Raw genomic sequence first — 25097 nt, forward strand, 5'->3', positions numbered from 1 at the left:
AAAACGTGAACGCTCACAACGTGGTCCTGGCCGATCCCGACGTCGCCGCGCAGTGGGCGGCGGGCCGACTGGTCAAGGCCCCGGACGTGGTGCAGGGCTTCACCGGCCTCGAACCCCTTCTCAGTGCCAGCACGCCCTGGAAGGCGCCTGCGGCCCGGCCTGCAGAACCGGCGGTGAAACGCGGACGGACCCCGTCGCCGGACATGCAGGAGCGGGCGGGTCGGGCCCGCCGCGAGCGCGTGGGAGCGGCCCGCGCGGAGCTGGCCGAGGCCGAGACGGAGCGGCTGGAGGCTGGACTGGCCGCGGCACGGGAGACGGCCGACACCGCGGCGGCCGCCCTGGCGGCCGCCGACGAGGGGGTACGGGAAGCGAGGGCGCGGCTGGAGACGGCACGCGCGGCGAGCGCGGAGGCAGCGGCCCGCTCGCGGGAAGCTGCGGGAGCGGCGGCTGAGGCGCAGGCCCGGCAGCAGAAGGCGGCACGGAACGTCGAGAAGGTGACCAGCCCTGACGGGTGAACCACCAGGTAGGCTCGTAGGTATGGGAATTGACTGGGAGAACATACTCGGCGCAAGCGGTAACGGCCTCGACGATGCCTACGACAGCGCGGTCTCCGCGGCCGTCTACAGCGATGACCCGGGGGACGACCGTCAGCCACTCCCATTCGAAGAGCTCGATTGCACCGACGGCTTGCGCTGAACTGAGCGCACGCATGAAACGCCCCGGCAAGCCGGGGCGTTTCGCCGTCTCAGGGATCGTGTCAGGTCAGGGGTCAGTCAAGAGGCGGCCGGGCTCAACTCTGCGCTCCTTGGCCACGTCATCACCGCGCTGCAATGGCGCCGCCGAGCCGCAACCGACTGGACCGCCTACCTCCAGGCACGCCAGCGCGCACTCGGTGACAGATGACCATGGTCCGGGCCGTGATCGTTGCCGGCCTCGGTCCTCCCGGTCTCGCAGGCGGCGTGAGAGGAGAAGCCGCTTCGGCCGGCTCCGGTGCGGGCACAGAGGCAACGCAGCATGCTGCTAGCGCAGGACTGGGCAGTTGGCAGCCTCGTACTCAGCCGCGATGGTGAAGACGCTGGCACACCTCGGGCACTCGGCTTTACCGAAGAGATGTGCGATTCCTTCAGCGAGTGCGACTTCCCCGTCTCGGACGGCAATGTCGTGCATCCACCGGCCGATGCCCGTGAGCTCCTCGCGGGGCCTCGGCCGCAGATCACGCCGGTCCACGTCGCCCAGATTCCAGTCCCGGATCGCCGAGTAGCGTCCGTGGTCGCCGATGGCAACGGTCACCTCCACCCCGCAGTGAGGGCATTGCAGGTCGTAGAAGTCATCCTCGAAGTCCCCCAGGACATTGGCCCAGTGGTACTGCTCCTCGACCGCGAGCAGTGCGCGGAAGGTAACCAGGTAATCGGATGGCCGCAACTGCAGGTGCCGGTCCAGGAGGGCGCCGAACTCGGCAATCACGTCGGCGCTCTCAGCCAGCAGTTCGTCACTGCCATGGTGGCTGGCCGCACGCTCCATGATCTCGCCTGCCAGGTGGCGTGCCTCCCTACTCTCCGATGCAAGGCGCACCAGTCGGGGCAGGGCAGCGACGCTGGCGGGCGACACCAGGTCGTGCTCAAGGATCAGCCGGTATCCCAGCTCCGTCCACGCTTCGGAGTCGTACTCACGCTCCACCCGAGCGAGAAGCTCAGGGACGCGATCTACGTCAAAGCGACAGTCGTACATCTGTGCCCAGTTCACCACCCAGGCATTGAACCGTCCCGGGAGCTTCGAGTCGACTTCGGACCCAACGGCTTCGTGAGGTGCACTGCCTGTTCCGCCGGACGCCGTCCTCGTCGCCCAGGGGAGTTGCACCGCCATCGGGGGAATACCGCACGCTTCGAATGACGCACCCCGCCAGCTGGGGCCTCGGGGTGGACGGCCGCGCGCCGGGAGGCGTACGCCAACGATCTGGGCCAGGAGTCGAGTCTGGTCGCGGTCTCGGCTCGCTCGAACCGGTCGAAGGCGGATCAGGATCCGTCGCAGTGGCTGCCGCCGTCGCCGGATGCGTTGTGCCGGTACGGGGCAGAGTGGACGGCGACGAAGCTGCGCTGGGGTCTGGCGGTGGACGAGCCGGAGAGGGACCGGCTGCTGGACATCGCAGCGGGTTGTGGTGACACGGAAGTGGAGTTCACCCCGGCCTCGTGACCGTGCCGTAGGCCTGATGTGCCCTCACCCCGTTGCCGGGTGGGGGCACAGCAGGTTGTGGCGGGGGAGTTCGCGGCGGGGTGAAGCGGACGCCCGGGAGCGTCGGGGCCGACGTGTGACCGTGGTCTCGTTGAAGGGGCTTGCGTGGCGTAGGGGCTGATGGTGCAACACGTGCGCGAATCCGACTGACGTGTGCCTTGACCTGCTGTTTTTGTAGACTTGCGCGGCTAACCCCTCGGCGTTCCAAAGTGCGGATCACACCTCCGGCCGGATCTCGAAGGAGGTCAGCTCGGTCCGGGTCACGTACCGCACTGGTGGGTCAGGCGGTCTGCTGGGGGTGCGTCGCCTGGTAGGAAGGTGCTGCCAGTGATCGTTTTCAAGGGGAGAGAGTGCAGGATGAGTGAGAACACTGACGCAGCTGCCAGGACTGAGAAGGCTGTTGACGAGAACGGGTTCGTGATTCTGAGGGAGTACGACGTTCAGGACCGTCTCATTCGCGACACTGCGAGCTTTGGGGAGATTTCCGCAATCACGACGTACCGCTACTCCGCCGACGGACGGAGTGTGACCAGTACGGACGATCAGGGAGTCGAGACTCTGACGGAGTTCGACGAGCAGGCCCGCGTCATCCGCGAGACTCGGGCGGGCCACCTGGTCGCGGCGTTCACCTACTGGCCGAACGGCAAGGTGGCCACCCACGCGGTGTACGACTGGCTCGACGACGGCACGAAAGGCGAGCTGCTCACCGAGTATGACGAGCAGGGCGGCATCACCAGCACACCGGACGGACGTCGCTTCTGACACTGCCCCGGGCCGGTTGCTGCTGGGGGTGTGGCCCGGCTGCTGCCGCAGGGCGCGGACAAGCGCACCGTGGACCTGGTCCGGTCCCGGCCGGACGCGATCGCCACGGTCGACCACCAGGAGCGGTTGTGGCGCCGGGTCTACCCGCCCACCGGCAGGGAGGGCCTGCCCCCGGTGGCGTTCGTGTTCGCGGACACCACCGAGGCGAAAGTCGCCAACACCATCGCCGTGCTGGAGGAGGCCGGCCGCCGCTACTGGGCGCCGCGCCGGTACGACACCTACGAGCGGGGGATCACCGCCCTCGACTACGGCCAGGCGGTGCCCGTCGTGGTCACCACCCTGGAGCAGCTCCAGGAGCACGGCGCCGACGGGCCGGTGTGGAGGCGGCTCGGCCGGAAGAGCGAGCAGACGCTGACGGCCGCGCTCGACAACCCCGACGGCGACGCCCTCTACCGCCACCAGATAGCCCGCGCCGACGAACGGGCGGCACAGCGCCGGGCCGCCGAACGGGAGGCGCAGCGCCGGTGTGCAGCCGGTGCGGGCAGAAGTTCACCGACGAGCGCTGGGAGGAGACCACCGCGCGCGGCGGTGCCTGGACGGCCGGGGACCTGACCGTGTGCGGCACCTGCCACGCCGACGACGTCGCCCGCGAACAGGCTGCCCGCCTTCAGGCCGCAGCGCCGCTCCTCGAGGACGACCGGGAGCCGGCTCGGCCCGGCCGCGGCCTCTTCCGCCGCCGCGACTGACCGCGACGCCCGCCGGGCAAGCCCAAGGGGAGCCTGGGCAAGCCACCCCCGGACACCGGCTTGCCCACCCCCCACAGGGCGGGCCGGGCGGCGTCATCGGTCACCGTCAGCCCCTGCCCCAAGACGCGGGCGTGCCAGCCGATGACCGGTCACCGGCCGTTCGGGAGTTGCATGGACCGGTCACGGCGCTGACGTGCTGTTTGACCGATCGCGGGCGTCGGATCGGTCACGCTCGGCCGCGCTGACCGGTCACGTTCCCGTGCTGGGCAAGCCCTCGCCATGGAGGGCTTGCCCAGCGTCCGGGCCGCAGGACGGGACGCCTCCCAAGGTCGCGGCAGCACCGTCTGGGACGCGGCGGCCGGGAGCCGGCCGAGGCCGCCGCGCCGGCCATACACCGGAGCCATGAGACGCAACAAGCAGTCCTACGCAGGGCTCGTGCCGAGCCTGCCGGGAGACATGTGGCATGCCCTTGCCTCCTTCCACGGGGCCCACGGCGAGCCCGTCGGCCGACTCGTACCCTTCGACCACCCCGACGCGTTCCTCTCCCTCACCCAGCCCGACGACATCGCCTTCACCGCGCGAGTGGAGCTGTCAGGCGGGGAGACGACGAGCCGGCTCCACAAACTGGTCACGACGCTCACCCGCGACATCACCTACGAACTGGGCACTGCCACGCCCGGGACCGCGCTGGAGATCATGGTCGGCAAGCGCCACCAGATCGACCTCCACGCCGGTCATGTCGACAGCCTCGCCCGGCTCCTGCGCGATGCCGTCGACAACATCAACGCGCATGGCTCCTCCGGAGGAGACGGATCGTGCCGCCACTGCCATGGCACCGGGCGGGCATATCCCGTCTGGGGAGTGAAGGACGAAGAAGCCTGAGCGTCAGGGCAAGCCTTAGGCGACCCTGGGCAAGCCCCTCGTCGGGGGCTTGCCCAGACTCCACTCACGGGCTGTGCCGTCCCGGGCGCAGGACGTCGGCGTAGATCCGGGCCCGGACGCCGGGCTCCCCGGGATCCCGGCGCACCGGGCCAACACCCGATGTGGCCCAGCGCTCCTCCAGCGCGGCCATGACGGCCCGGACGGTGTCCTCGTCCCCGCCGGTGATGTCCAGGACCACCAGGCCGGGCTCCGCGATGTGCTGCTCGTCGATCGGCTTCATGAGCCCTGCGACGGCGGTGGGGCCGGACCGGTTCGCCGGCGGCCCCCGTCCACTCGCACGAGGGATCCCAGGCCGCGGATGTCGCATGGTCGGCAAGCTCTGTCGGGGTGCGGCCCCCGTCGCGGCCCTGGTGGCCAGGGCCGCACCCCGTACGTCCGAACGTACTCCGGGGCCGAAGCCACCGGTGGTGCTTTTCTCTGGGGGCCGTGATCTGCCGCCTCACCCGTTCGCGCGCGGCCGGGTGCCAGTGGGGTGCGACGGGAACAGGCTGGGCGCATGTCCGCGAAGCTGATCGTCTACCCGCCCGACGAGCAGGGCTGGCGCCGGGTGCGCTACGACGGCGTCGCCATCGGGGTCGCGCACCGGCCAGCCGACATCCGGGTCTTCCTCGCGGCCGCCGGACTGGAGAACGCCGACGACGTGGACCTCACCGACCCCGGCTTCGTGGAGTGGCGAGGCGCCGGCCCCGAGGCGTGGGAGCCCTCCCGCTGAGCCGCTTGTCCAGGGCCACCTGCCTACGGACCTTCGTGTCCTAGTCGCAGGATGTCGGCGGCTGGGTTCGCCCGGCGCTCCACAGACGCTGAGTGGCATCTGCAGACGCAGGGAATGCGCCATCATCCGCACCTGAAGCGGCGTGAAGACTGCATCGGCCTCCATCGAAGTACGGCGTTCCGGCCTACTGGTGATCGTGCCTCGCTCTGGCCACCGGGTGCCCTGGTGGCCGGGCGCGGTCACGACCGCCTGCCACAACCCGAGAGGACGCCCGTGGGACGACACAAGCCTGGCAAACCCCGACGCCGCCGCCTCGATGAGGTGCCCGACAGCATCCAGATCAGGGAGGCCCGCTCCGGCGAGGGCAAGGCGTTCACCGAACTCGCTGCTCTCGCCATGGAAGGGCACGGTGACTTCGACGACCGCGAGGTCATGCGGGAGGTCATCGACGAGGGCGGCCCGTTCATGAGTCAGTTCGGAGCCGGTCGGTTCGTGTTCCTGGTTGCTGAACACAAGCCCACCGCACGCATCGTGGGCATCTCCTCCACGATTCCGCCGCTGTCCGTCCTTGGTGGAATGGAACGGGATGGGGCAGACCCCATAGTCCTGGGAGCCACCGCTATGGCCTGCGTCAAGATCCGAGCCCTGGTTGTCGCCGACGACCACCGCCGTCAGGGAATCGTCTCGGCTCTCCTCGTCAAGGCCTTGGAAATCCACCGTGATCATCGCGCGTTCTTCGCCTACGGGCAGTTCACCGCCGCCGACACCGACCTGGCCCGGTTCTATCGGCGCCACGGGTTCACGATCCATGCCCCGGGGGAGCCGGTCATGCTTCCCGGCAGTTCCAGGCACCGCGACGTCGGTGCATCACCGCTCCCCGGCGAGCAGATGTTCTCGCGCGCGATCTGACGCACCCCCCTCGAGAGCCGATGGCTGGGCAAGCCTGCCGGGGCCCTGGGCAAGCCCGGTCGCACGACGGGCTTGCCCAGGGCCGGGGGCCCGGCGGGGGTCATCGCCGGTGGCGCCAGTGCTGGTGTGCCTTGAGGACCTCGTAGCTCCACGCGGTGTGCGGGCGGGTGCCGGACTGGGTTCTCCAGCCGAGCTGTTCGGCCACTGCCGGGAACCGGGGGTGCATCTGCCGGTCTCCGACGGTGACGAGCGCGGACAGGAGAGGCTCTCCCTTCCGCCCGTCTTCGTCGACCAGCCACAGGAGCACGCACTGGTCGTCGGCGTGCAGGCGGGGCAGGCTCGGCAGGCGCTTGTGGATCTGGGGCCAGGTGAGGGTGGAGCCAGCCCGGGCGGTCTGCTCCAGCAGCGGCCGCAACTCGGTCGCGATCTCCCAGAGCTGCCCGGCCTCCAGAAGCGCCGGCACTTCTCTGCGCGGCGGGCGCACCTTCACGACCGGCGCCACGACCGGCGTCCTGACCGGCGAGGGGGCCGGGGCTGAAACCGGTATCGGCGCCGATACCGGGACGGGCGGCCGGTCCGGTGCGGCGGGACGCCGGGGTGCCGGAGTCGACGACGGACTTCGGCGGGTAGACCGGGCGAAGGGTTCACCGGCCCGCGCGGTGTCCGGCCGGACCCGGGGCGCCGCTACGGCGGCTCGCGGCTGCGCCGGTGCGGGCTGCGGGGAAGCTGCGGCGGCCTGGCGGCGCTCTTCCTCCTGCCACCGGCGCGAGCCCAGGATCTCCTTGAGATCCTTCAGCTGGGCACGCTGCTCGCGGGTCTCGCTCGGCGGTGCTCCTGCGGCCTGCTGCCAGGCGAGGGCGTACAGGTCGGCGGCGACTGCGACCGCGTACCGGTCGATGGCCCGCTTCAACTCGGTCAGCGTGTGGTTCAGCGTGCGGCGGACCGTGGCGATCTCCATCGCGGTCCTGGGAGCCCGGCCTGTGGTCCGGCGACGGAAGTCCGTCTGCCACGCCGCACCACCGCTGAGCCGCACCCGGTTGTTCCCCAAACTCGTACTCCCCCCGAGCTGCACAACAGATTCCCAAACGGTCGGGCAGCCCGACGCCCAGGCGCAAGAGACCGACCGGCCAAGAGCGCCGCACGGCCGACCTTCCATCGGATGGTTGCCGGAGGCTTGCCCAGCCCGGCCCGCCCGTATGCCGCACGGGCTGCACGGGGGTTGCACCGGAGGTTGCGTGCACAGGTGGCTGCAGGGGCGCACTAGGCGGGGGACCGCAGGTGTGACCGGAGGTGGGACCCCCCGAATCTGGTGATCGTGCATTCGAGCAGGTCGGAGCCCGTGGGCAAGCCCCCTTCGGAAAACGACACCTCTAATTCGTTAGTAATTAGAGGTTCGGATCTCTGATGGGCCCGGGGCGGCGTTGTCCAGCCCGGGGCAGGACGTGTGTGGTCCGGTCGGTGCCGTGGTGACCCCTACGACACCTCCGACCGTGCGAGGTCTTTGAAAAGACTGGTGGCGCTGGGCGCCGGCCGGTCCTCGCACGTTCTGCCCCCGCGGGCCCGTCGGGTTCGGGATCCTCGATGGATGAGCTGCCGCACGGTGACGCGTTACTCCTCACGAGCTTCGAGCTCTGGACACGGCGTGCGCCCGTGCGGCCTTGCGGTGCCGCGCACGGCTGATGAGGTGGCGGACCTTGGAGCCCTGGAATTAGTGCGCCGTGCGGCCCCGCGTGCTCGCCTGGCGGGATCCATGGACGTGTTCTGCGGAATCGACTGGGCGGAGGGACACCACGACGTCGCGCTCGTCGATGACACCGGCAAGCTGCTGGCAAGTGCCGCATCGCCGACGACCTGGACGGCTACCGGCTGCTGCTGGATCTTCTGGCCGAGCACGGCGACACCGCGGAGACGCCGATCCCGGTGGCCATCGAGACCAGCCGCGGCCTGCTGGTCGCCACGCTGAGGCAGGCCCTCGGAGGATCTTTGCGGTCAACCCGATGGCTGCCTCCCGCTACCGCGACCGGCACGGAGTCAGCCGCAAGAAGTCCGACCCGGGCGACGCCCTGGTCCTCGCCAACATCATCCGCACCGATGCTCCGGTGCACCGCCCGTTGCCCGCCGACACCGACCTGGCCCAAGCGGTCGCCGTCCTGGCCCGCGCACAGCAGGACGCGGTCTGGAACCGGCAGCAGGTGGCCAATCAGCTGCGGTCCCTGCTGAGGGAGTACTTCCCGGCGATGATCGAGGCGTTCAGGGACAAGCCGGGAACCCTGACCCGCCCCGATGCCCTCCGCATCCTGGCCGTCGCGCCCACACCTGCTCTGGCCGCCAAGCTGCAGATGTGGAAGCTGACCGCCATGCTCCGGCGTGCCGGCCGCCGCCGGGGCATCGAAACGGACGCTGAACGAATCCAGCAGCTCTTCCGCGAGGAAGCCCCTCGGCAGTTGCCCCTCGTCGAGGACGCCATGGGCAAGCAGGCACTGGCCCTACTGCTGCAACTGGACGCGGCCTGTCAGGCGGTCGATGACCTGGCGCGGTCCACCGAGGATGCCTTTCGGGCACACCCGGACGCGGCGATCATGCTGAGCTTCCCCGGGATCGGCCCCCAGGTCGGTGCCCGCATCCTGGGCGAGATCGGCGACGACAGGAGCCGGTTCGCCACGGCTGGAGGGCTGAAGGCGTACGCGGACGCTTCGGCTTCGCCGACGACGACTTCTTCCGCTCGACTCGCACCTGGGTCCGAGGCCAGTCATCCTGCTGCACCGGCCGTGTCCTCTGCCGGGCGCGAGCTGCCGGCTTCTCCTCGGTGGGGACTGCGGCGACAGTCACCGGGACCGAGATGGCTGCGGGCGCCGACTCCGAGGGCAGCGCCGACAACGGCACCCCGCGCTCCTGCACAGCTCTGTTCGAGACCGACGCCGGGCCCGGGGCCGACATCGGAGCATCGACGCCCAATGGGGCACCAGGCGGCTTGCTGTCGGTGGGGGCGACGGAGACGCACCCCGACGCAGCCAACAGGAAGACAATCAGCAAGGGCACGGTCCGGCGGCACATCCGGCTACTTTGGCGCACCCGCTGCTGGCGGGTCACAAGGCACGCCCTGCGATGCGCCCGCCGTGGAGTCGACCGCAGGCCGCCCGCGCGGCCGCACACCCCCTGGCTGGCCAGGCGGTCGGTGTGCGGTCGGGCGGATGCCGCACAAGCCGATCCCGCTGGCGGAGCGGCTGGCTCAGCACGAGCCTGGTCAGCCGGGGGCCACTGCGATTCGGCGTTGGGACATGGAACCTCTGATCTGCATCAAATGGCCCCATCGCTGGGGAGCCGCTCCGCAATGTTGGTGAGCATGATTCTCCAGCAGCAGGTCCGCCAGCGGGTGCGCGCGTACTGGCCGGCCCTCTTGATCCCTCTCGGGTTCATGCTCGCCGTAGCCAGCAACAATGTCTATCCTGCGACCAGGAGTGCGATCCTGTTCTTGGGCGGCGCGTTCCTCATGTCTTGCGGTCTCCCGACGGCGAGGCGGTTCGTAAATGCGGAGCCGCTTCGCGGAGGCCTCCTCAGGGTCGTTACGGTGGTTATGTTCCTGGCTCTGTTTTCGCTGGGCCCGGTGATCACGGTTGTCAAGGCATTTCAGGGCACCGCGCTGCCGAGTGACTATGCCGGTGCTGTAACCCCGCTGGTCTTAGTCTCCCTCTTTCTTCCACTCGCCGTGCGTTGGGCGGAACCGAAAGACTTCCCTGTCCGTAGGCTCGCTGGCCGTATCCGTCGGACCGCCATCTTGCGAACGATCTCGAATGGCGCTGGCCTGTGCGCAGCTGCCGCGTTTCTTGCTGCACGACTCATTGGATCGGCGAAACCCCCTTTGATCTCGGCCGTTCTGACCCTCCTGATCGCCATGGCCGTGGTTACGCACAAGACCTTTGGGCGGACACGGAAGCTGTGCACCGAGACTCATGTCGCCGCGCAGACTCTTCTCCGGGACCTCGCCCGGCTCGACGAGAAGCGCAGGGAGGTGACAGGGCGTTCGGCCAAGCAGTGGCTCCCGCTGAGGAGGGCGCCCGAGTCGACCGCCCTTGAGCAGAGGGCAGCACGCGATAGCTGGGACGCGCTCAAACTCAACCTCCGCACGACCATCGATACCGGGTATCGCCTGTTCGGAACGCCGCTCCTGGCTGACAGCGCAATCGATGAGCTGGAGAAGAAGGTGCTCCGCGACATCGATGGTGCAGCCGCCACCCAGAGAGCGCGCGAGGATCTGGAGACTGTGCTGCAGGCGTGCGCTGCACGGATCGACGTTCTGGCCTGACCGAGGCGGGCGTAGAAGCCCTTCCTGTTGGGCAGTTGGCGTATCCGCAGTTCGCTCGTGGGGGGTACCGTCCGGGTGAGGAGTCCAGAACGGAGAGGTGCCGTCATGACCCATTCCCCTGACACCGGTATCGGTGCCCGCGTGCGTGTGGCCCGGATCGCGGCAGGCCTGACGCAGGCGGAGATGGCCGGTCTGGTGGGCCGCTCGGAGCGCTGGGCCGAGGACGTCGAGGCCGGCCGCCTCCCCCTGGACCGCTACTCGCTGATCACGGCCGTGGCCACGGTCTGTGAGGTCGACGTCGTCTGGCTCCTCGGACAGCCCTACCGGCTGCGCCGCGAACAGGGCTCCGCAGTCCCGCACGTGCCCGCGCTCCGTGCTGCGCTGCGCCGGTCCTCGCTGATCCTCTCCGGCCACCCCGGTCTCGTGCCGTCCGGGCCGGCCACGGACGCCCAGAGCGTCCGGGACCAGGCCGCCGCCACCAACCGGCACCGCCAGGGCGCGAACCTCCCCGCGGTCGCAGGCCTCCTGCCCGGCCTGCTGGAGGACCTCAACACCACGATCCTGATGCACGAGCGCGGCACCGCCGAGTGGGACGAAGCCCTGCGGCTCCTGGTCGACGCGGCCCGCAACGCCCGCCAGACCCTCAACCAGACCGGCCTGCCCGACCTGGCGTGGGTCGCGGCGGAGGTCGCGGCCGGGGCCGCGACCCACTTGGACGACCCGATCGTGAAGGCCGCCGTCGCCTGGGATCGGTGCGGAGCCCTGCTCCACCAGGGCTCGGCCCGCGAGACGCAGGCGGTCGCGGACGCCGCCCTGCGCGATCTGGAGCCGATCTCGGCGACCGGGGACACCGACGCCCTCGTGCTGGAGGGCGCCCTGGTGCTGCGTCAGGTCGTCGCCTGCGCCCGCGCCGGCGACGCGGACGGGGCCTGGAGCCAGGCCACCCGCGCACTGGAGGTCTCCGACCGCCTTCCGGACGGGCATCACGACCTGAGGTGGCAGACCGTGTTCTCCCGGGCGAACGTCCTGGTGCACACCACCGAGGCCGGCGTCGAGGTCGACGCCCCCGAGACCGGGCTGTCGTTCGTCGACGACGCCGATGTGGCGGGGATGCCGAGCCGGGAGCGCATCACCCACTACCGGATCGACGAGGCACGCGCGATGCACCGCATGGGCCGCTCCGGCGACGCCGTGGTCACCCTGCGGGCCGCGGCCCAGCGCGCCCCGCACTACGTGCACGCCCACCCCATGGCCCGTGGGCTCGTCGGCGACATGGTCCGCCAGGGCGTTCCGTCGCAGGCCGCCGCCCTGTCCGGGCTGGTACGCGGGATGGAACTCGTGTCCTAACCGCAGGGCGCGCATATGCCAGTTGGGCGGCCTACAGGAATCCTGTGGGTCGCCCTCGCTGTTGAGCGGGACCCTCATGCCGTGACCATCACCTACGGTTCCCAGCCGGATACAGGGGGCGACATGAGCGAGATTCTGCAGGCCCTGCACGGCCGCGACAGCATCGAGAGCGCCGCCGCGTACCACCGGCTCGGCTGGCCCGTCGCGATCGGGCACCGCCACCGCACAGGCTCCGGCTGCACCTGCCAGGACGCCCCCGCCCCGACCGTATGCGTCACCCCCGGCGCCCACCCGCACGGGGACGTCGTGACCGAGCTGGAGCCCGGCGACGTCACCGCCGCGTTCGAAGCCGCCCCGGGAGCAGGCGTCATCGTCCCCTGCACGCGCTTCGACGCGCTGGTCGTCGCCCACTCCATCGGCATGGGCGTGATGCTGCGCGCCGACGCCAAGGGCCTGCACGTCCCGTGCCTGACGGCCGGACACAGCACGGCGACCCTCCTCGTGGCCGCCGGCACCGGCAGCGTCCTCGGCGGCTGCCCCCAGGTCGAGGTCCGCTCCGGACCCGGCGCGTGGGTGGCCATGCCGCCCTCGTACGGCGTGCGATGGGACACCGCACCGGACGACGAACTGCCGATCCCGCCCGCCGAGGCCGTGCGCCCGCACCTGGCCGACGTGCTCAAGCTCGCGCTGGCCTCCCGCACCCGGCGATGACCGCGGTGGCCCGCACCGAGCAGCCCCGCCCGGACACCGGGCCCGCGCCGTACGCACTCGGAGACCAGGTCCGCGGACCCGAAGCCCTCCCCGCGGGCGACTACCGCACCCCCGCGACGTACGAAGGCGAAGTCGTCCAGGTCGGCAGCGGCTGGAGCGGCGTGGACGCGGCCAACGCCTACCTCTGGGTGCGACTGCCGGACCGCACCGAACGCAAACTCGCCATAGACCGCTGCGTCCTGGTCACCCCCGCCGAACCGCCCCGCCCGGTGAACCCCGCCCCCAGCAGGGCGTCCTGATCCAGCGGCAGCCCCGGCCCGCGCCCGCCGGGCTGCCGCCGCCCGCCGGGCTGCCGCCGCCCGCCGGGCCGGTGCCCCCGCCCCTTCGGAGAGCACCGGCCCGGCCCACTCGATACTTCCGCCCCGCGGCCCTGGTCGCGCCGGCGGGTCACACCGTCCGCCCTTTCCGGGCGGAACCGCGCAGGGACCCCGGTCCCGCGCACAACAGAGGCAGGCAACCGGCCCGCCTCACGGCAGCAGGAGGAACCCATGCCCCACAGCCCGACGCCCGACCCGAAGCCGGGGAGCGGTCTGCTTCTCGCGTCCCGGCGGATCAACGCCGCCCGCTCGCGCGCCGAGCACGAAGGCGACGGAGGCGGCACCGGCCGCTCGGACGGCAACGACTAACCGGCAGGAGCTGACCTTCTGATGTTCGACGCCCCTTCGTGGGCGGAGCGGCTGGGCGGGGACCACTTCCTCGCCCAGTCGTATTTCCGCTCCCACCTCGTCGTCCGCGGCAAGCCAGACGACTTCACGCCCCTCGTCTCCTGGTCCACCCTCAACCAGGTCATCGCCACCCATCGCCTGGAGCCACCCCGCCTGCGGCTGTCCCGGGGCGGGGAGATGGTGCCGCTCCACCGCTACGCGGTCCCGGTCACGACCCGCCGCTCGGTGGTCTGGCACCGCATCCAGCCCGCCGAACTCCACGCCCGCATCCGCGAAGGCGCATCCCTCGTCATCGACGCCATCGACGAGATCCACCCTCCGGTCACGGCCGCCGCCGAGGGCTTGGAGCGCTTCCTGCGGACCCCGGTGCAGGTGAACGCGTACGCGTCGTGGACCGCGACGGAGGGCTTCGGCACCCACTGGGACGACCACGACGTCGTGGTCTGCCAGGTCGAGGGCGCGAAGCGGTGGCGGATCTACGGCCCCACCCGGCCGGCCCCCACCTGGCGCGACACCCAGACTCCCGACGTCCCCGAGGGCGAGCCGCTCGCCGACATCGTCCTGGGCCCCGGCGACCTCCTCTACCTCCCTCGTGGTTGGTGGCATGCCGTGACCGCCGACCAGGGCACCCCCTCCCTCCACCTCACCTTCGGCCTCACCACCCAGACCGGAGCCGACCTCATGAACTGGGTCGTCGACCAGCTCCGCGACGACATCCGCTTCCGCACCGACGTCCCCCGCTTCGGCGCCCCGGCCGACCAGGCTGCGTACGTCACCGCCCTGCGCGACGCGATGGTGACCGCGCTGGACGACCCTGCCATCACCGGCCGGTGGGCGCGTTCTCTCGACACCACCCACCACGGCCGCCCGCACACGTCCGTGCCGCACGTGGACCAGGTGCCCGCCCGTCCCGAGCTGGCGGTGCGGCTGACCTGCCCGCGCGCACGACTTGACCAGGACCCCGAGACCGGGGCGTGGAGTCTGGCGGCCGCCGGGACGGTGTGGGACTTCGCGGCCCCGGCCGGACCCGCCCTCCAACGCCTGCACGACGGCCGGCCCGCCACGCTCGGCGAACTCGCCCACCTCGCCGACCTGACCGTCGCCGACATTGCCGACCTGACCACGGTCCTCGTCCGGGGCCAGGCCGCTGCTGTCACTGGAGCGGACTCGTGACCGCCGAAGCGGCCCTCGGCACCCACCGGCTGCGCGCCGCCACCACGGCGGCGCGCACCGCGTGCGAGGGCGGAAGCCGGTGGATCGACACCGCCCCGAACTACGCCGCTGGCACCGTCCACCGTGAGCTGCGGCCGGTGCTGGAGGAGTTCCCCGCAGTGCGGGTGGCGACGAAGACCGGCTTCTACACCCGCACCCAAGGCCAGGAAGCGGCCGCGGCCGGAGCCCTGCACGCGGGGCTGGCCGGGGCGCGGCACAGCCTGGACCCCGGGTTCCTGGACTGGCAGACCCGCCGCTCCACTACGGATCTGGGCCGGGCGGACATCGTGTTCGTCCACAATCCCGAGACCGTGGGCCACGGCGACCGCGACCGCCTGCACGCCGAACTCCGCGCCGCCTTCGCGGTCCTCGAAGACCTTGCTGCCTCCGGTCTGATCGGCGGGTACGGGGTGGCCACCTGGTCCGGGTTCACCGAGGACGCGTTCACCGTGCCGGAGCTTCTCGCTCTCGCCCGCGACGTGGGCGGGCCCGGCCACCACCTGGCCGCCGTCCAGCAGCCGGTCAGCCTGGTCATGGCCCAACCGATCACCCGCGCCCTCGACGGGCGCGGCCCGTTGGTCCAGGCCCGGTCGGCCGGCCTGCTCGCCTTCGGGTCCGCGCCCCTGCACGGTGGGGAACTACTCGACCTGGTGACGCCCGAACTGGTTGAGTTGATCCGTCCCGAAGCAAGCCCTGCGGAGGCCTGCCTGCTGGCCGCCGGGTCCTGCCCGAGCCTGGACGTACTGCTCGTCTCCGCCAGCACCCGCGACCACTGGGACACCGCCGTCGCAGCCCTCGACGAACCGCTCAACGACACGGAGCTGAGGAAGGTACTCGATGTACTCGCCCCCCGATGACCCCACCCGCGTGCGCATGGAAGCCGCACACGCGGAAGCCCTTCACCGGCTCGGCTTACCTGCTGTGGGAACGTACGCGTGGGGCTGGAACGCCCGTACCATCAGCACCCGCGCCGGCACCGACCACTGGCTCCGCGTCGAAGCCACCCCCGAAGACCGCTCCACCGGCCGGGAGCCGGACGCGGGCATCAGCGGCGCCGAGAAGCTCCCCGCAGCCGTTCGCCGGCCCCGCTTGCACGCCACCACGGCCTGGTCCAAGGACGGCTGGACCTATCACGCCGACCTCCTCACCCACATCGCCCACCCCGTCATCTCCCCGGACACCCCCCAACTCCTCGCCGACCCGGACCTCGATCACGGGTGGTGGGCCGACCTGCGCGGCGCTTTGGACGACCTGGCCGCGGTGGCGACGGAGCGGGAGGCGGTTCGGACGCTGTGGATGCGCCGCTCCTTCCCCCTCTTCCTCGGCATCGACGCCCCGCACCGGATCGAGCGGGTCACCGGACATGCCGACCTGCACTGGGCCAACCTCACCGGCACCCCGCTCACGATCATGGACTGGGAACGCTGGGGCAGCGTCCCGGCCGGCTTCGACGCAGGCCTGCTCCACGCCTACAGCCTCCGCATCCCCGCGGTCGCCGCCCGCGTCCGTGCCGAGTTCGCCCATGTTCTTGACTCCCCGGCGGGGCGGGTCGGTGAGCTGGCGGCGCTGTGCGAGATGCTCCAGTCCGTCGCCCGTGGCGAGTACCCGGACATCGCCGACGCGCTGATGGACCGCGCATATGCGCTGACCGGCCGCAGACCTCCCGTACCACCGCGGCGCTGATCGGCCTCACCCTCCCTTCCTGCCCAGGCTCGCGCGGTCGGTCCGGATGTCGGTGGCGTACAGGTCCGGCCGTGGTCGGTCAACGGTTGTCGGTTGCGAAGTCTTTCTGTCGCCTGTTTATGCCCGTGCTCTCGCTTCCGTATCTGAAGTACCAGCGCACTACGCGCGGGTTCTTCGTAGAGCGGGAGCAGTTGCATGACGACGCCCTGGGAATGGGCCGGGAACCTCTCGGCCGTGTTGAGCGCGGGCCACGCGCTGGGTGCCATCTGGTACCAGCCCTGGGCTGTGACCCTGCGGCGCCGGGCCTCGGCTCGGCCGCCGCGCCGGCGCGCGGTCGAGACCGAACCCGGTCCGGGCCGGGCACCGACCGTGGACATCACGGTCCGTGTGCCCGTCGGCACCGTGTTCACGGTCCGGGTGGTCACGGTGCCCGGGAGGCCCGGCTCGCGCGGCCGGGGAGCCGGCCGGTGATCGACGCCTCTTTTCCGCGTGAGAGTCCGGCTGAGGACTCCGGCGGACTCGGGCAGCAGCTGAGGGCCATCCATCCGGCCTTCATGAAACAGGTGGTCCCCAGGCTGCGGGGGAAGTTTCCCACCATGACGGAGGCCCAGTGCCAGGACGCGGGACAGGCCGCGTACGAGAAGCTCCTGAAGCAGGAACGATCCGGGACGCCGCGGGCTCCGAAGAGTTTGATGAACACCCTGCTTCTGACTGCGGAACGGTGGGCGATCGACGAATGGCGCAAGTACGGCCGTTACGAGGTGCTGGCGACGGCGGACGAGCTGGAGCCGTGGGTGGAGGCGTGCCGGCCGGACGACGGACCGCGTATGCGCCTGGATCTCGAAGTGCTTCCGGTCCTGGAACGGATGCGCCCGACCCAGCGCCTGGACGTGGGCAAGCTCCACCTCGCCGGGTACGGCAACCAGGAGATCGCGTTGGAGCTCGGGATATCCGCGGCTGCGGTGGGCACGCAGCTCGCCCGGTTCCTCAAGGAGCTGCGTGACGGCGTGGAGACAGTGAAACAGCGGGGCGATGAGATGGGACGTGAGTGATGTGAGCAGGCCTGACGGCGACCACGGCGGGTTGCTGGCGCCGGACGCTCCAGCCGGGCTCACCGCGACGCCGGACACCGAAGCAGAACCGGGGGACTACTGGGACCGCCCCAAAGGCGACTGGGGTGCGACCGACAGCGCACCCCTGCGGGAAGAGGAAGCATGGTGGGAAGACCGTGCTGAGGCCAACGCCTGCTACGTCCTGGGCAGCCGCGCACTGCGCCGCGGTGAACTGCAGCAGGCCGCGCACTGGCTCGGGCGGGCCGCCGACCACGAGCACCCTGGTGCCCTCTTCCGCCTGGCCGTCGTCGCCTGCCGGGTCCTGGGCCTGGTCGGCACACATCGGGCCGTCTTCCTCGTGTCAGAGGCAGCCAGGTGCGGTCATGGCGATGCCCGTGCGCTGATGCGCCGCCGCCTGAGCCTTCCGGACGGCCGCGAGCGACCCGGCGCGCAGGACCCCGAGTTCTACGACGAAGTGGCCCGCGCTCTCGAACCGCGCCCGGCCGCAGCCGCACCTGCCGCACCTGCCGCACCTGCTGCAGCAGTCCAGGCGTCCGCCGCCGCAGCGCAGCCCTGGGCGCCGCAGGCGCTGCGCGCCCCGTCCGTGACGGACACCTTCCAGCAGCAGCCGTCCCAGAGCTGCTCGACCAAGCGGTGGGAATCGGTGCAGCGCGTCCTGGAAGTCCTCGACCTCGTCGGCGGTGCCGGACGCTCGGTCAGCGCCGATTACCTGAGGCGCAAGACCAGCCTGCCCCACCAGGTGATCGAACGCCTGCTGATCTGGCTGTGCGGACGAGGCCTCCTCACCACCGTGACAGACGGCGGATACGTGCCCGGCCCCACCCTGCACATCCTCGCCCAGGACGCCACGACCGCCTCCGCTCACGGCCCGCTCCAGCCGAACACGCCCACCGCAGGACAGGCCATCAGCAAGGTCCTTGCAGGCCTGCGCGACGCGGCGGGCGCCGCCGTGTACGTCGGCACCTACAGCGAGGGCGAGATCCGCGTCGACCAGTTCGCCGACTCGCCCACCACACCCGCGGTCAACGAGTGGGTCGACTTCCGGGCCTCCGGGCACGCCACCGCGCTGGGCAAGAGCCTGCTGCAGCAGCTCGACTTCGACCAGCGGATGGACCACCTCTCGCGCCGCCGCCCCGTCCGCCTGACATCGCGCACCATCACCAACCACAGCGACCTCTTCCGCACGCTGGACGGGAACGGCCCGCACGCCGCGCAGTTCGACCTGCTCGAATACTCCGAGGCCGAAGTCTGCGTCGCCATCCCCCTTGGCGTCGGCGGCGAGGCCGGCTGCGTCGCGCTCTCCTTGCCTGTCTCTCAGCGCCACCGGCTCATCGAAGCGGCCCGTACCCTCAGCAGCCGCTCGGCGATCCTGCTGATCTCCCTACTGCTGACCGCGAACCCGCCCCGGCTCGAACCCGGACGCCAGAACGCCCCCCACCAGCCGTCCCCCGGCGTCGGCTCCGGCAACCCGGTCTCCGCCGACGCAGTACGTCCCGGCGAACTGCCTCACCAGGAGGCGGCAGACCCGGCAGCCGTGGACGCCCGTACAGCCGGTCACCACCTGACCCAGGAGGAGGGCGTCGCCTACCAGGACAGCGCCGACATATGGCGCGAGTTCGAGGCCCTGTTCGGTCACCACGACGAGCCTGAACCGATCCTCCCCGACACCCCCGAGGCCCTTAACCGGCAACACGTATACCGCCCAGCCATGCGCTGACGCTGCCACCGGGGCGAGACGGCGAACCGTCGCTCGCCCCGGCAGTATTCAGCGGCCGATTTCTACGCCCTCCTGCGAGCGGTGGCTTTGTTCACGAGATTGGGTTCTGGCTCACTTTCCGTGGGGGCTGACTGAGTGTGATGTCAATGGCTCCTCGGGCCGTGAGCAACAGACACTCGGAGTATCGTGCCCACGGCCCTCGCTGCGACGCCTGATCGCCGTTCTCTTGGTGGCGTCACGGCGGCAGAATATGGAGGTGGACTCTGACCTTTACCCTGATCTGGTTGCTGCGGGCAGCCTGGCTGCGGCGCTGGAACAGTTGGCGGCCGAACTAGGTACCGACCTCACAGTGGTACCTGGCGACTGGGGTCCACTGGTTTCGGCGGGCATCGCCTCGTCGGTCCCTGAACGCAAGCCGCTATCCGTTCACATCGGGGCGGAGAGCCGCTGGTTCGGTGTCTCCGGCTGGAGCCACGGAGTCGAACTCATCACCGGAGCTACGTCCGACTTGGCGGATGTCGTCAGGGCCGGCGCGGCTTGGGGGCAGGGCACGAGCCTGCGGGAGCTGCGGGCGGAGCTGTCGTTTCTGCGCTCCAGCAAGCGCGCCGAAGCTTACGAACGGGGGCCGGACGCGGTGGTGGAGCTGCAGTGGCGCACAATGCGGGAGCAGGCGGCCGAGGAACCGAGTTTCACAGGGTTCGGCGAACTCGTGGAAGCGGCTCATGCAGAATCACGGCTGCGACAGCTCTATGTATTCTCCAGCCACTGGACGCTCGGCTTCAGCTCCTGCACTGGATACCCGTTCCGCAGTGAGGTGGCCATCGTCCCGTCGCACAGGGGCAGCCCATTCCGCGTGATGAGCCATCCGCACTCCGATGACGTTCTCGGCGAGGCCGCCACAGCCGAGGAAGCCGTCGCCCTGGCAGTGCGCCACCTCCCCACCGATCTCGGTCCGGCCGTCGCGGGAACTGCCGAACAAGATGGATGACAAGCGCAACCAAGTCACTGACCGTCACCTGCGGGAAGAGAGTCGTGCCGCGAGCGAAGCGCCGGGTGCTTCCTGACGTACCCGTTGGCCCCCCGAGCGAGTTCGGCGGGCGGGTGCCGACCCTGCAGCCTGCACCCGCCCCATTTGCAAGATGGTGATCAGAGCGCGGGTTCGTACACGATCCTCGTGTTCGGGCAGTCGGCCGCGTGCCGGAGCAGTGCCTCGCGTTCGGCGGGGTCGACGGCGAGGCCCCAGCGGTGCTTGGTGGCGACCCATTCGCCGAGGTAGCGGCAGTGCACGGACGGGGCCGGCATCCAGGTGGCCGGGTCCTGGTCGGACTTCTGCCGGTTGGAGCGGGCGGTGACGCCGACGAGGGTGACGTCGGAGCCGAGGTCGTTGGCGTAGCGGCGGCGGCGTTCGGTGGTCCATCCGTAGCCGCCGGAGTCGTGGACTTCGGCGAGCGGGACCATGTGGTCGATGTCGACGCCGGAGGCGCCCTGGACGAGGACGTCGTCGTAGTAGGAGTGCCACACCCCTCCGGTCAGGGCACAGTTGGCCCCGACGGTCGGCGCCTCGATGGCTTCGGCGATGAGGACGTCGTTGCGGGCGGTGCAGCCGTTCTTGTCGTCGTCCTTCCAGTGCGGGTACAGCTCCCGCCTGTAGCCCTCGCGGATCTCGTCCGCGACCGGCAGCGCGGTGATCCCGTCCATGAGGGTGACCTCGTCGGCCTGGGCGGGGGAGGCAGGTGCGAGGACGGCGAAGGCGAGGGCGGCGGCCATGAGGCCCCGGCGCAAGTTCTTGATCATGAACTTGGTGATAGCGCGTCACCGGCCGCCAGGCCGAACCGGGTCAGGGCCGTCTCACTCCGGTGGGGGAGCGGGTTCACCGCAGAAACGCGCCTGCGTCCTCCGCCCGCTCCCCGGGGTCGAGGTAACCGCCCTCGTCCGGACTCCGGTGGACGTCCGCGTACACCAGCACCCGCACCTCCGCTTCACCCGGGGTTCGGCGCAGCTGGCACGGGCCGCTGGAGAGGAACAGCTCGGAGATCCGCTGGGCGGCTTCGACGGCGGCCGGCTCGTGGCCCCGGATCTCGATGGTGATGACGTTCTCGTCGTTCATGCCCTCGGCAACCGGCCTGCACGGGACGCGGTTGCCGCTCGTGCGCCAGGTGTACCCCATCGAGTGCTCCAGGGGCCCGGCCCGCTGCCCACGAGCGCGCCTGCGGAGCCAGCCGCCTTCGGCATCGTCGCCCGACGGCGGCAGCTTGGGCATCCTGTGGCAGCCATGGTCACTACGGCTGGGCGGCGTGCGCAGAGGCACCCCGTCCCGCCTGGCTGACATGTACCACCGCACCCGCTCTTGCGTTCCGAACAATCAACCGAGGTTAAATCCAAGGCTAAGAAATGTCGGAATCTGAGGTTAAGGGATGCTAGGGTTGGCGTATGCCAACCGAGGATGAGCTGTTCGCGGCCGTGGATGCCCTGCTGACCGGTGAGCCCGAGATGCCGCCGCCGGCCGAGCGGGCCCGGCTGCGCGAGGCGGCCGGTATCACCCAGGCGCGTCTCGCCCAGGTCCTGCAGACCACGACCCAGTCGGTGAAGAACTGGGAAGCGGGACGCTCCGAACCCCGCCCGCCGCGCCGTCAGGCCTACCAGCGGCTGCTGGATGGCTGGGCCGCCCAGCACCCCACCCGCCCGAACACGCCCGTGCCCGCCGCACTGTCCGGCACGCCCGCTCCGGCCGTCCCGTCAGCGGAGCCCGTCAGCAAGGCCGTTGCCGAGGTCCCGGTCCGTCCGGCGGCGACGTCGCGGCGTCCCGCCGCGAAGAAGGCCGCCAAGCCCGCCGCCACCCCGGCCGACCCTCGCTTCCCCCACGGCCCGCTTGCTGTCCTGGACGGCGACGGATCCGCGTACGCCGCAGGCGGGGTCGTGCTGGACTGCCCTGCCGCCACGGTGGTCGAGTTGGTGGAGTGGACGTTGAAGGAGTCCGGGCTCGGTGCTGCGCGCCTGAACCGCAACGGCAAGGACTCCGACCCGCTGGTGGTGCTCACCGCTGCGGCAGCCGTGAAGCTCGGCCTCCCCGAACGACTTGAAGGGCGTGAAGAGCGCCGCTCACTGCGCCTGGCGGAGGACCACCCGGTCGTGCGGCAGATCGGAGCGGCGAAGTGGCGGCTCACGCAGCGCGGTTTCGGCCCGTGGGCGCGGATCTACCGCAAGGCCGAAGGCAGCGCACGCCAGTGCGTGCAGCTCGCGGTCCTGTCCTGGGACGCCCTCGACACCCGTTCATGGCCCGGCGTCGCCGAGCTGGCCCCGGCCGACATTGCCCGCGTCCTCGGCGTCTACGCGCAGCGGGTCATCACCCCCCGCGGTTCCACCGCCGTGTCCGGGCTGGAGCTGATGACCGCGCTGCGCCCGCCCACCAGGGCCGTGCAGGAGAACGGGACCTGGGTGTCGGGCCACAACCCGGGCTCCCTGGGCTCGGACCCGATGGATCCGGCGCCGCCGGAGGCGATTGCCGAGCACCCAGTCGTCGTCCGCTCGGGCTGGACGGGCGGTTTCCTGAACGAGGAGGCCTACCAGTGGGTCCGCGACCCCGCCCTCCTGTCCGACGAGGAGTGCCTGCTGCCGTACGCGGCCGGCCTGGACCTGAACACCGCCTTCCTCGCGGCAGCCGCCCGCCTGGTGGTGGGCCTGTCGGCACCGGACCACTTTCACCGGCCGGTGTTCAACAAGAAGATCCCCGGCTCCTGGCTCGCCGACCTCTCCCACATCGACCTCGACCCGCGTCTGCCGTCGCCGTTCACCCCTGACGGCACCCGGCCGACGGGACCTGCCTGGTACCAGACCCACACCCTCGCCTACGCCCAGGAACTCGGCCACGACGTCCACCCCATCGAGGCCTACCTGCGCCGCGAGACCGGCGCCTACCTCGACCCATGGCACGACCGGCTCAAGACCGCGTACATGGACACCCTCGCCGACCTCGGCGTCACCGCCGATCTCACCGACGCCGAGTTCCTGGCGGCGATGGAGCACCACAAGCAGGCCGACCCCGCGATGGCCGCCGTCCTCGCGGCGATCAAGGCCACGGTCAAGGGCGGCATCGGCAAGCTCCGCGAACGCCCCCAGGGCCGCACCTACCGCGACGGCGACCCCTGGCCCGCCATGCAGCGCCCGACCTGGCGCCCCGACATCCGCGCGGCCGTGATCTCGAAGGCGCGCGTCAACATGCACCGCAAGCTCGCCAACATGGTCAAACTGACCGGCCTGTACCCGCTCGCGGTCCTCTCCGACTGCGTCGTCTACCCCTCCCCGGGCGCCTCGCCGCTGGACTTCCTGCCGTACGCGGCGTCGGGCAAGCCGCTGATGGGCGGCTTCCGCCTCGGCCCCACCCCCGGCCTGGCCAAGCTGGAGGGCGTGCAGGGGATGGCGTGGGCGGTGGACCTGATGGAGAAGGGCCTCAACCCGGCCCGCCACATCAAGGGCGGCGACGCCGTCCTCGACGACGGCGAATAGCACCGAGCCGTGGCCTCCCGCGACCGGAGGCCACGGCGGACCGACCGCTCACCGTGTACGACCCGGACACCTGTCAGGAGCTGAACCGCTGTGGGAGAGATCGAGGACGCCATCGGCCGAGCCGACCAGGAGGCGTTCACCAAGGACCCGCCCAAGACCTTGAAGGGCCGGATCAACTTCCTGCTCAAGCAGCTCAAGACCACCCGCGCGGTCGCCGCCGAGCTAGGGGTGAGCCAGCGGTCGGTCGAGCGCTACCGCAAGGGCGACCGCAAGACCCCGCCGAAGGCAGTGTCGGACCGCATCGAGGCGGCCGTGCGCGCCCGCTGGCAGCCCGTGGTCCGCGGCCGCCGCCGCAAGGAGGCCGCCACCAGCACCGGCATCACCGTCGAGACCCGCGCTCGCTTCGGGTACACGGCGCCCGTCGGGACCACCGACGACGGCCGCATGCGGCGCCTGACCGTCCACCTACCGCCCGCCTACGCCCAGCGCCTCTTCGACGCCCGCGCCCGAGGCGCCGACGACCGCGACCTGCGCGCGATCGTCGCCGAGGGCTTGCAGGAGATCTACTTCAAGGACGGCGGCACCCGGGCCGACCAGCTCCAGGTCGAATTCACCGACATCGACTACTTCGACGTCTCCTTCTGACCTCCCCGCCACCGGGCCTGACCCGGCTGGGCCGCACCCGGACACGAGCACCTGTCCGGGTGCGGCTCACACCCGTCCCCGCGCGCCAACACCGGTCCCGCCCGCAAGAAGGGTGCAATAGCCCTTGCGGGGAGCTGCTTTCGGACGGGCTGCTCCCGCCCCCCGGGGCGCTGTCGACCGCGGGCAGGACCTCGGCCGCCGTCACACGTAGCCGGTCACCGCCTCGGTCGACAGCATCCGCCCCGGCCCAAGCCCAACGACCGCATTCACAGCCCCGGGTGAACGCCGCTCCCCTTGCTACGCCAGACGCTTCTTCGGCCGGGGCCGGGTGTCGAGGAGCGCCCACCAGGCGTGACCGTCGTGGTCGGCATGGGCGCCACACGCGTCCACGGTGCGCAGCACCGCCACCTCGGTCGGCACGGCTCCCGCCGCGTCCTGCTCACTGGTCTGGTGGTTGAGGGCCATGACGAGGATCTTGTCGTCCTGGTCGGCGAGGTGGACGCTGACGCGTTTCCCGCCGGCCGCCACGGCCGTGTCCACGAGGCCGTGGACGGTCTTGAGGAAGTCGTGCTCGTCCAGCAGCGGGTAGTCCCACTCGGCGACGGCGAGCGCTGCCTGCGCGGCGGCCTTCTTCGCCGCCCAGCGGTCCGCGCGGAACGCCAGCACCCTGGCCCGTCGGCTGGTGACGACCAGCCGGGGCGGCACCCCGGTGAGGGACTTCGGCTTCGTCGCCGGCTGTGGCCGCGGCGGCTCCACCGGATTCTTCTGCGGCGGCGGCGACTTCGGAGGAAAACTCGGCGGAACCTTCGGACCCCTGGCTTCCACAACCTCGCTCATACCCCACCACGCTACGCCCGCCGACGCCAGCCGCGCACCGG

27 protein-coding genes and 2 pseudogenes are annotated in these 25097 nt (G+C 70.9%); 23 read left to right on the forward strand and 6 right to left on the reverse strand.

The window, feature by feature from the left end:
* Positions 1-5: 5 nt before the first annotated feature.
* Together IH80_RS0114150 and IH80_RS45340 are read left to right on the forward strand one after the other, a co-directional pair.
* Positions 6-515, forward strand: coding sequence for a hypothetical protein (locus IH80_RS0114150; protein ID WP_158943439.1), 510 nt, complete (start codon positions 6-8; stop codon positions 513-515).
* 22 nt (positions 516-537) lie between these two features.
* Positions 538-696, forward strand: coding sequence for a hypothetical protein (locus tag IH80_RS45340; RefSeq protein ID WP_199819257.1), 159 nt, complete (start codon positions 538-540; stop codon positions 694-696).
* A gap of 324 nt (positions 697-1020) precedes the next feature.
* Here IH80_RS45340 and IH80_RS0114160 read toward each other — a convergent pair whose 3' ends face one another.
* A complete protein-coding gene (locus IH80_RS0114160; RefSeq protein WP_030960579.1) occupies positions 1021-1746 on the reverse strand; it encodes a hypothetical protein in 726 nt (241 codons plus the stop codon).
* A 156-nt stretch (positions 1747-1902) separates the two neighbouring features.
* Here IH80_RS0114160 and IH80_RS45970 point away from each other — a divergent pair.
* The 4 genes and pseudogenes from IH80_RS45970 to IH80_RS45980 all read left to right on the forward strand — a co-directional run.
* Positions 1903-2190, forward strand: a pseudogene (locus IH80_RS45970) (HNH endonuclease); the annotation flags it as partial.
* Between the two features lie 366 nt (positions 2191-2556).
* Positions 2557-2991 carry a hypothetical protein gene (locus IH80_RS0114170; RefSeq protein ID WP_030960581.1) on the forward strand — a complete coding sequence of 145 codons (435 nt, stop codon included), beginning with the start codon at positions 2557-2559 and terminating at the stop codon, positions 2989-2991.
* A gap of 30 nt (positions 2992-3021) precedes the next feature.
* Positions 3022-3603, forward strand: a complete 582-nt coding sequence (locus IH80_RS45975) for a hypothetical protein (RefSeq protein WP_234432229.1) — start codon at positions 3022-3024, stop codon at positions 3601-3603.
* Between the two features lie 536 nt (positions 3604-4139).
* Entirely contained in the window at positions 4140-4619 is a 480-nt protein-coding gene (locus IH80_RS45980) for a hypothetical protein (protein WP_030960582.1), read from the forward strand.
* Between the two features lie 64 nt (positions 4620-4683).
* Here IH80_RS45980 and IH80_RS0114185 read toward each other — a convergent pair whose 3' ends face one another.
* Positions 4684-4899 (reverse strand): DUF6207 family protein, encoded by a 216-nt coding sequence (locus IH80_RS0114185; protein ID WP_030960584.1) that lies wholly within the window; start codon positions 4897-4899, stop codon positions 4684-4686.
* A 276-nt stretch (positions 4900-5175) separates the two neighbouring features.
* On the opposite strand from IH80_RS0114185, the gene IH80_RS0114190 reads away from it, so the two are divergent.
* Positions 5176-5391, forward strand: a complete 216-nt coding sequence (locus tag IH80_RS0114190) for a hypothetical protein (RefSeq protein WP_030960586.1) — start codon at positions 5176-5178, stop codon at positions 5389-5391.
* Positions 5392-5712: 321 nt separating this feature from the next.
* Positions 5713-6300, forward strand: a complete 588-nt coding sequence (locus IH80_RS0114195) for a GNAT family N-acetyltransferase (protein ID WP_030960587.1) — start codon at positions 5713-5715, stop codon at positions 6298-6300.
* 100 nt (positions 6301-6400) lie between these two features.
* On the opposite strand, the gene IH80_RS0114200 is transcribed toward IH80_RS0114195, so the two are convergent.
* On the reverse strand, positions 6401-7258 hold the full coding sequence (locus tag IH80_RS0114200) for a hypothetical protein (protein ID WP_030960588.1): 858 nt from the start codon (positions 7256-7258) through the stop codon (positions 6401-6403).
* Between the two features lie 792 nt (positions 7259-8050).
* Here IH80_RS0114200 and IH80_RS42240 point away from each other — a divergent pair.
* From IH80_RS42240 to IH80_RS0114265, 13 genes and pseudogenes are all read left to right on the forward strand, one after another.
* Positions 8051-9026 (forward strand): annotated as a pseudogene (locus tag IH80_RS42240) (IS110 family transposase); the annotation flags it as partial.
* A gap of 617 nt (positions 9027-9643) precedes the next feature.
* On the forward strand, positions 9644-10603 hold the full coding sequence (locus IH80_RS0114210; protein WP_158943441.1) for a hypothetical protein: 960 nt from the start codon (positions 9644-9646) through the stop codon (positions 10601-10603).
* Positions 10604-10708: 105 nt separating this feature from the next.
* On the forward strand, positions 10709-11950 hold the full coding sequence (locus tag IH80_RS0114215) for a helix-turn-helix domain-containing protein (protein ID WP_078906513.1): 1242 nt from the start codon (positions 10709-10711) through the stop codon (positions 11948-11950).
* Positions 11951-12073: 123 nt separating this feature from the next.
* Positions 12074-12661, forward strand: a complete 588-nt coding sequence (locus tag IH80_RS0114220) for a hypothetical protein (protein WP_030960592.1) — start codon at positions 12074-12076, stop codon at positions 12659-12661.
* Entirely contained in the window at positions 12658-12960 is a 303-nt protein-coding gene (locus IH80_RS40810) for a hypothetical protein (protein WP_030960593.1), read from the forward strand. The genes IH80_RS0114220 and IH80_RS40810 overlap by 4 nt, the downstream gene beginning before the upstream one ends.
* Before the next feature lie 249 nt (positions 12961-13209).
* A complete protein-coding gene (locus IH80_RS45345) occupies positions 13210-13347 on the forward strand; it encodes a hypothetical protein (RefSeq protein ID WP_199819258.1) in 138 nt (45 codons plus the stop codon).
* Positions 13348-13368: 21 nt separating this feature from the next.
* Positions 13369-14559 (forward strand): cupin domain-containing protein, encoded by a 1191-nt coding sequence (locus IH80_RS0114235; protein WP_030960596.1) that lies wholly within the window; start codon positions 13369-13371, stop codon positions 14557-14559.
* The gene (locus IH80_RS0114240) at positions 14556-15455 is read left to right on the forward strand and encodes an aldo/keto reductase (RefSeq protein WP_030960597.1); all 900 of its coding nucleotides are present in this window, start codon (positions 14556-14558) and stop codon (positions 15453-15455) included. The genes IH80_RS0114235 and IH80_RS0114240 overlap by 4 nt, the downstream gene beginning before the upstream one ends.
* 64 nt (positions 15456-15519) lie before the next feature.
* Positions 15520-16281: a hypothetical protein gene (locus tag IH80_RS0114245; protein ID WP_234432230.1), complete on the forward strand. Its 762-nt coding sequence runs from the start codon at positions 15520-15522 to the stop codon at positions 16279-16281.
* 195 nt (positions 16282-16476) lie between these two features.
* On the forward strand, positions 16477-16752 hold the full coding sequence (locus IH80_RS0114250) for a hypothetical protein (protein ID WP_030960601.1): 276 nt from the start codon (positions 16477-16479) through the stop codon (positions 16750-16752).
* Between the two features lie 125 nt (positions 16753-16877).
* Entirely contained in the window at positions 16878-17333 is a 456-nt protein-coding gene (locus IH80_RS0114255) for an RNA polymerase sigma factor (RefSeq protein WP_158943443.1), read from the forward strand.
* Positions 17326-19071 (forward strand): IclR family transcriptional regulator domain-containing protein, encoded by a 1746-nt coding sequence (locus IH80_RS40815; RefSeq protein WP_158943445.1) that lies wholly within the window; start codon positions 17326-17328, stop codon positions 19069-19071. The genes IH80_RS0114255 and IH80_RS40815 overlap by 8 nt, the downstream gene beginning before the upstream one ends.
* Before the next feature lie 256 nt (positions 19072-19327).
* Positions 19328-20059 carry a DUF6193 family natural product biosynthesis protein gene (locus IH80_RS0114265; protein WP_051809279.1) on the forward strand — a complete coding sequence of 244 codons (732 nt, stop codon included), beginning with the start codon at positions 19328-19330 and terminating at the stop codon, positions 20057-20059.
* 158 nt (positions 20060-20217) lie between these two features.
* Here IH80_RS0114265 and IH80_RS0114270 read toward each other — a convergent pair whose 3' ends face one another.
* On the reverse strand, positions 20218-20865 hold the full coding sequence (locus IH80_RS0114270; protein WP_030960606.1) for an HNH endonuclease family protein: 648 nt from the start codon (positions 20863-20865) through the stop codon (positions 20218-20220).
* 76 nt (positions 20866-20941) lie between these two features.
* Complete coding sequence (locus IH80_RS0114275; RefSeq protein WP_158943447.1) at positions 20942-21331, reverse strand: hypothetical protein; 390 nt, start codon at positions 21329-21331, stop codon at positions 20942-20944.
* A 170-nt stretch (positions 21332-21501) separates the two neighbouring features.
* Here IH80_RS0114275 and tap point away from each other — a divergent pair, with 170 nt between their 5' ends.
* On the forward strand, positions 21502-23574 hold the full coding sequence (gene tap / locus IH80_RS0114280) for a telomere-associated protein Tap (protein WP_030960611.1): 2073 nt from the start codon (positions 21502-21504) through the stop codon (positions 23572-23574).
* A 90-nt stretch (positions 23575-23664) separates the two neighbouring features.
* Entirely contained in the window at positions 23665-24219 is a 555-nt protein-coding gene (tpg, locus tag IH80_RS0114285; RefSeq protein ID WP_030960613.1) for a telomere-protecting terminal protein Tpg, read from the forward strand.
* 297 nt (positions 24220-24516) lie between these two features.
* On the opposite strand, the gene IH80_RS43740 is transcribed toward tpg, so the two are convergent.
* On the reverse strand, positions 24517-25056 hold the full coding sequence (locus tag IH80_RS43740; RefSeq protein ID WP_158943449.1) for a hypothetical protein: 540 nt from the start codon (positions 25054-25056) through the stop codon (positions 24517-24519).
* Positions 25057-25097 lie beyond the last annotated feature (41 nt).

The sequence above is a fragment of the Streptomyces sp. NRRL S-378 genome, from assembly GCF_000720645.1.
GTDB lineage: Bacteria > Actinomycetota > Actinomycetes > Streptomycetales > Streptomycetaceae > Streptomyces.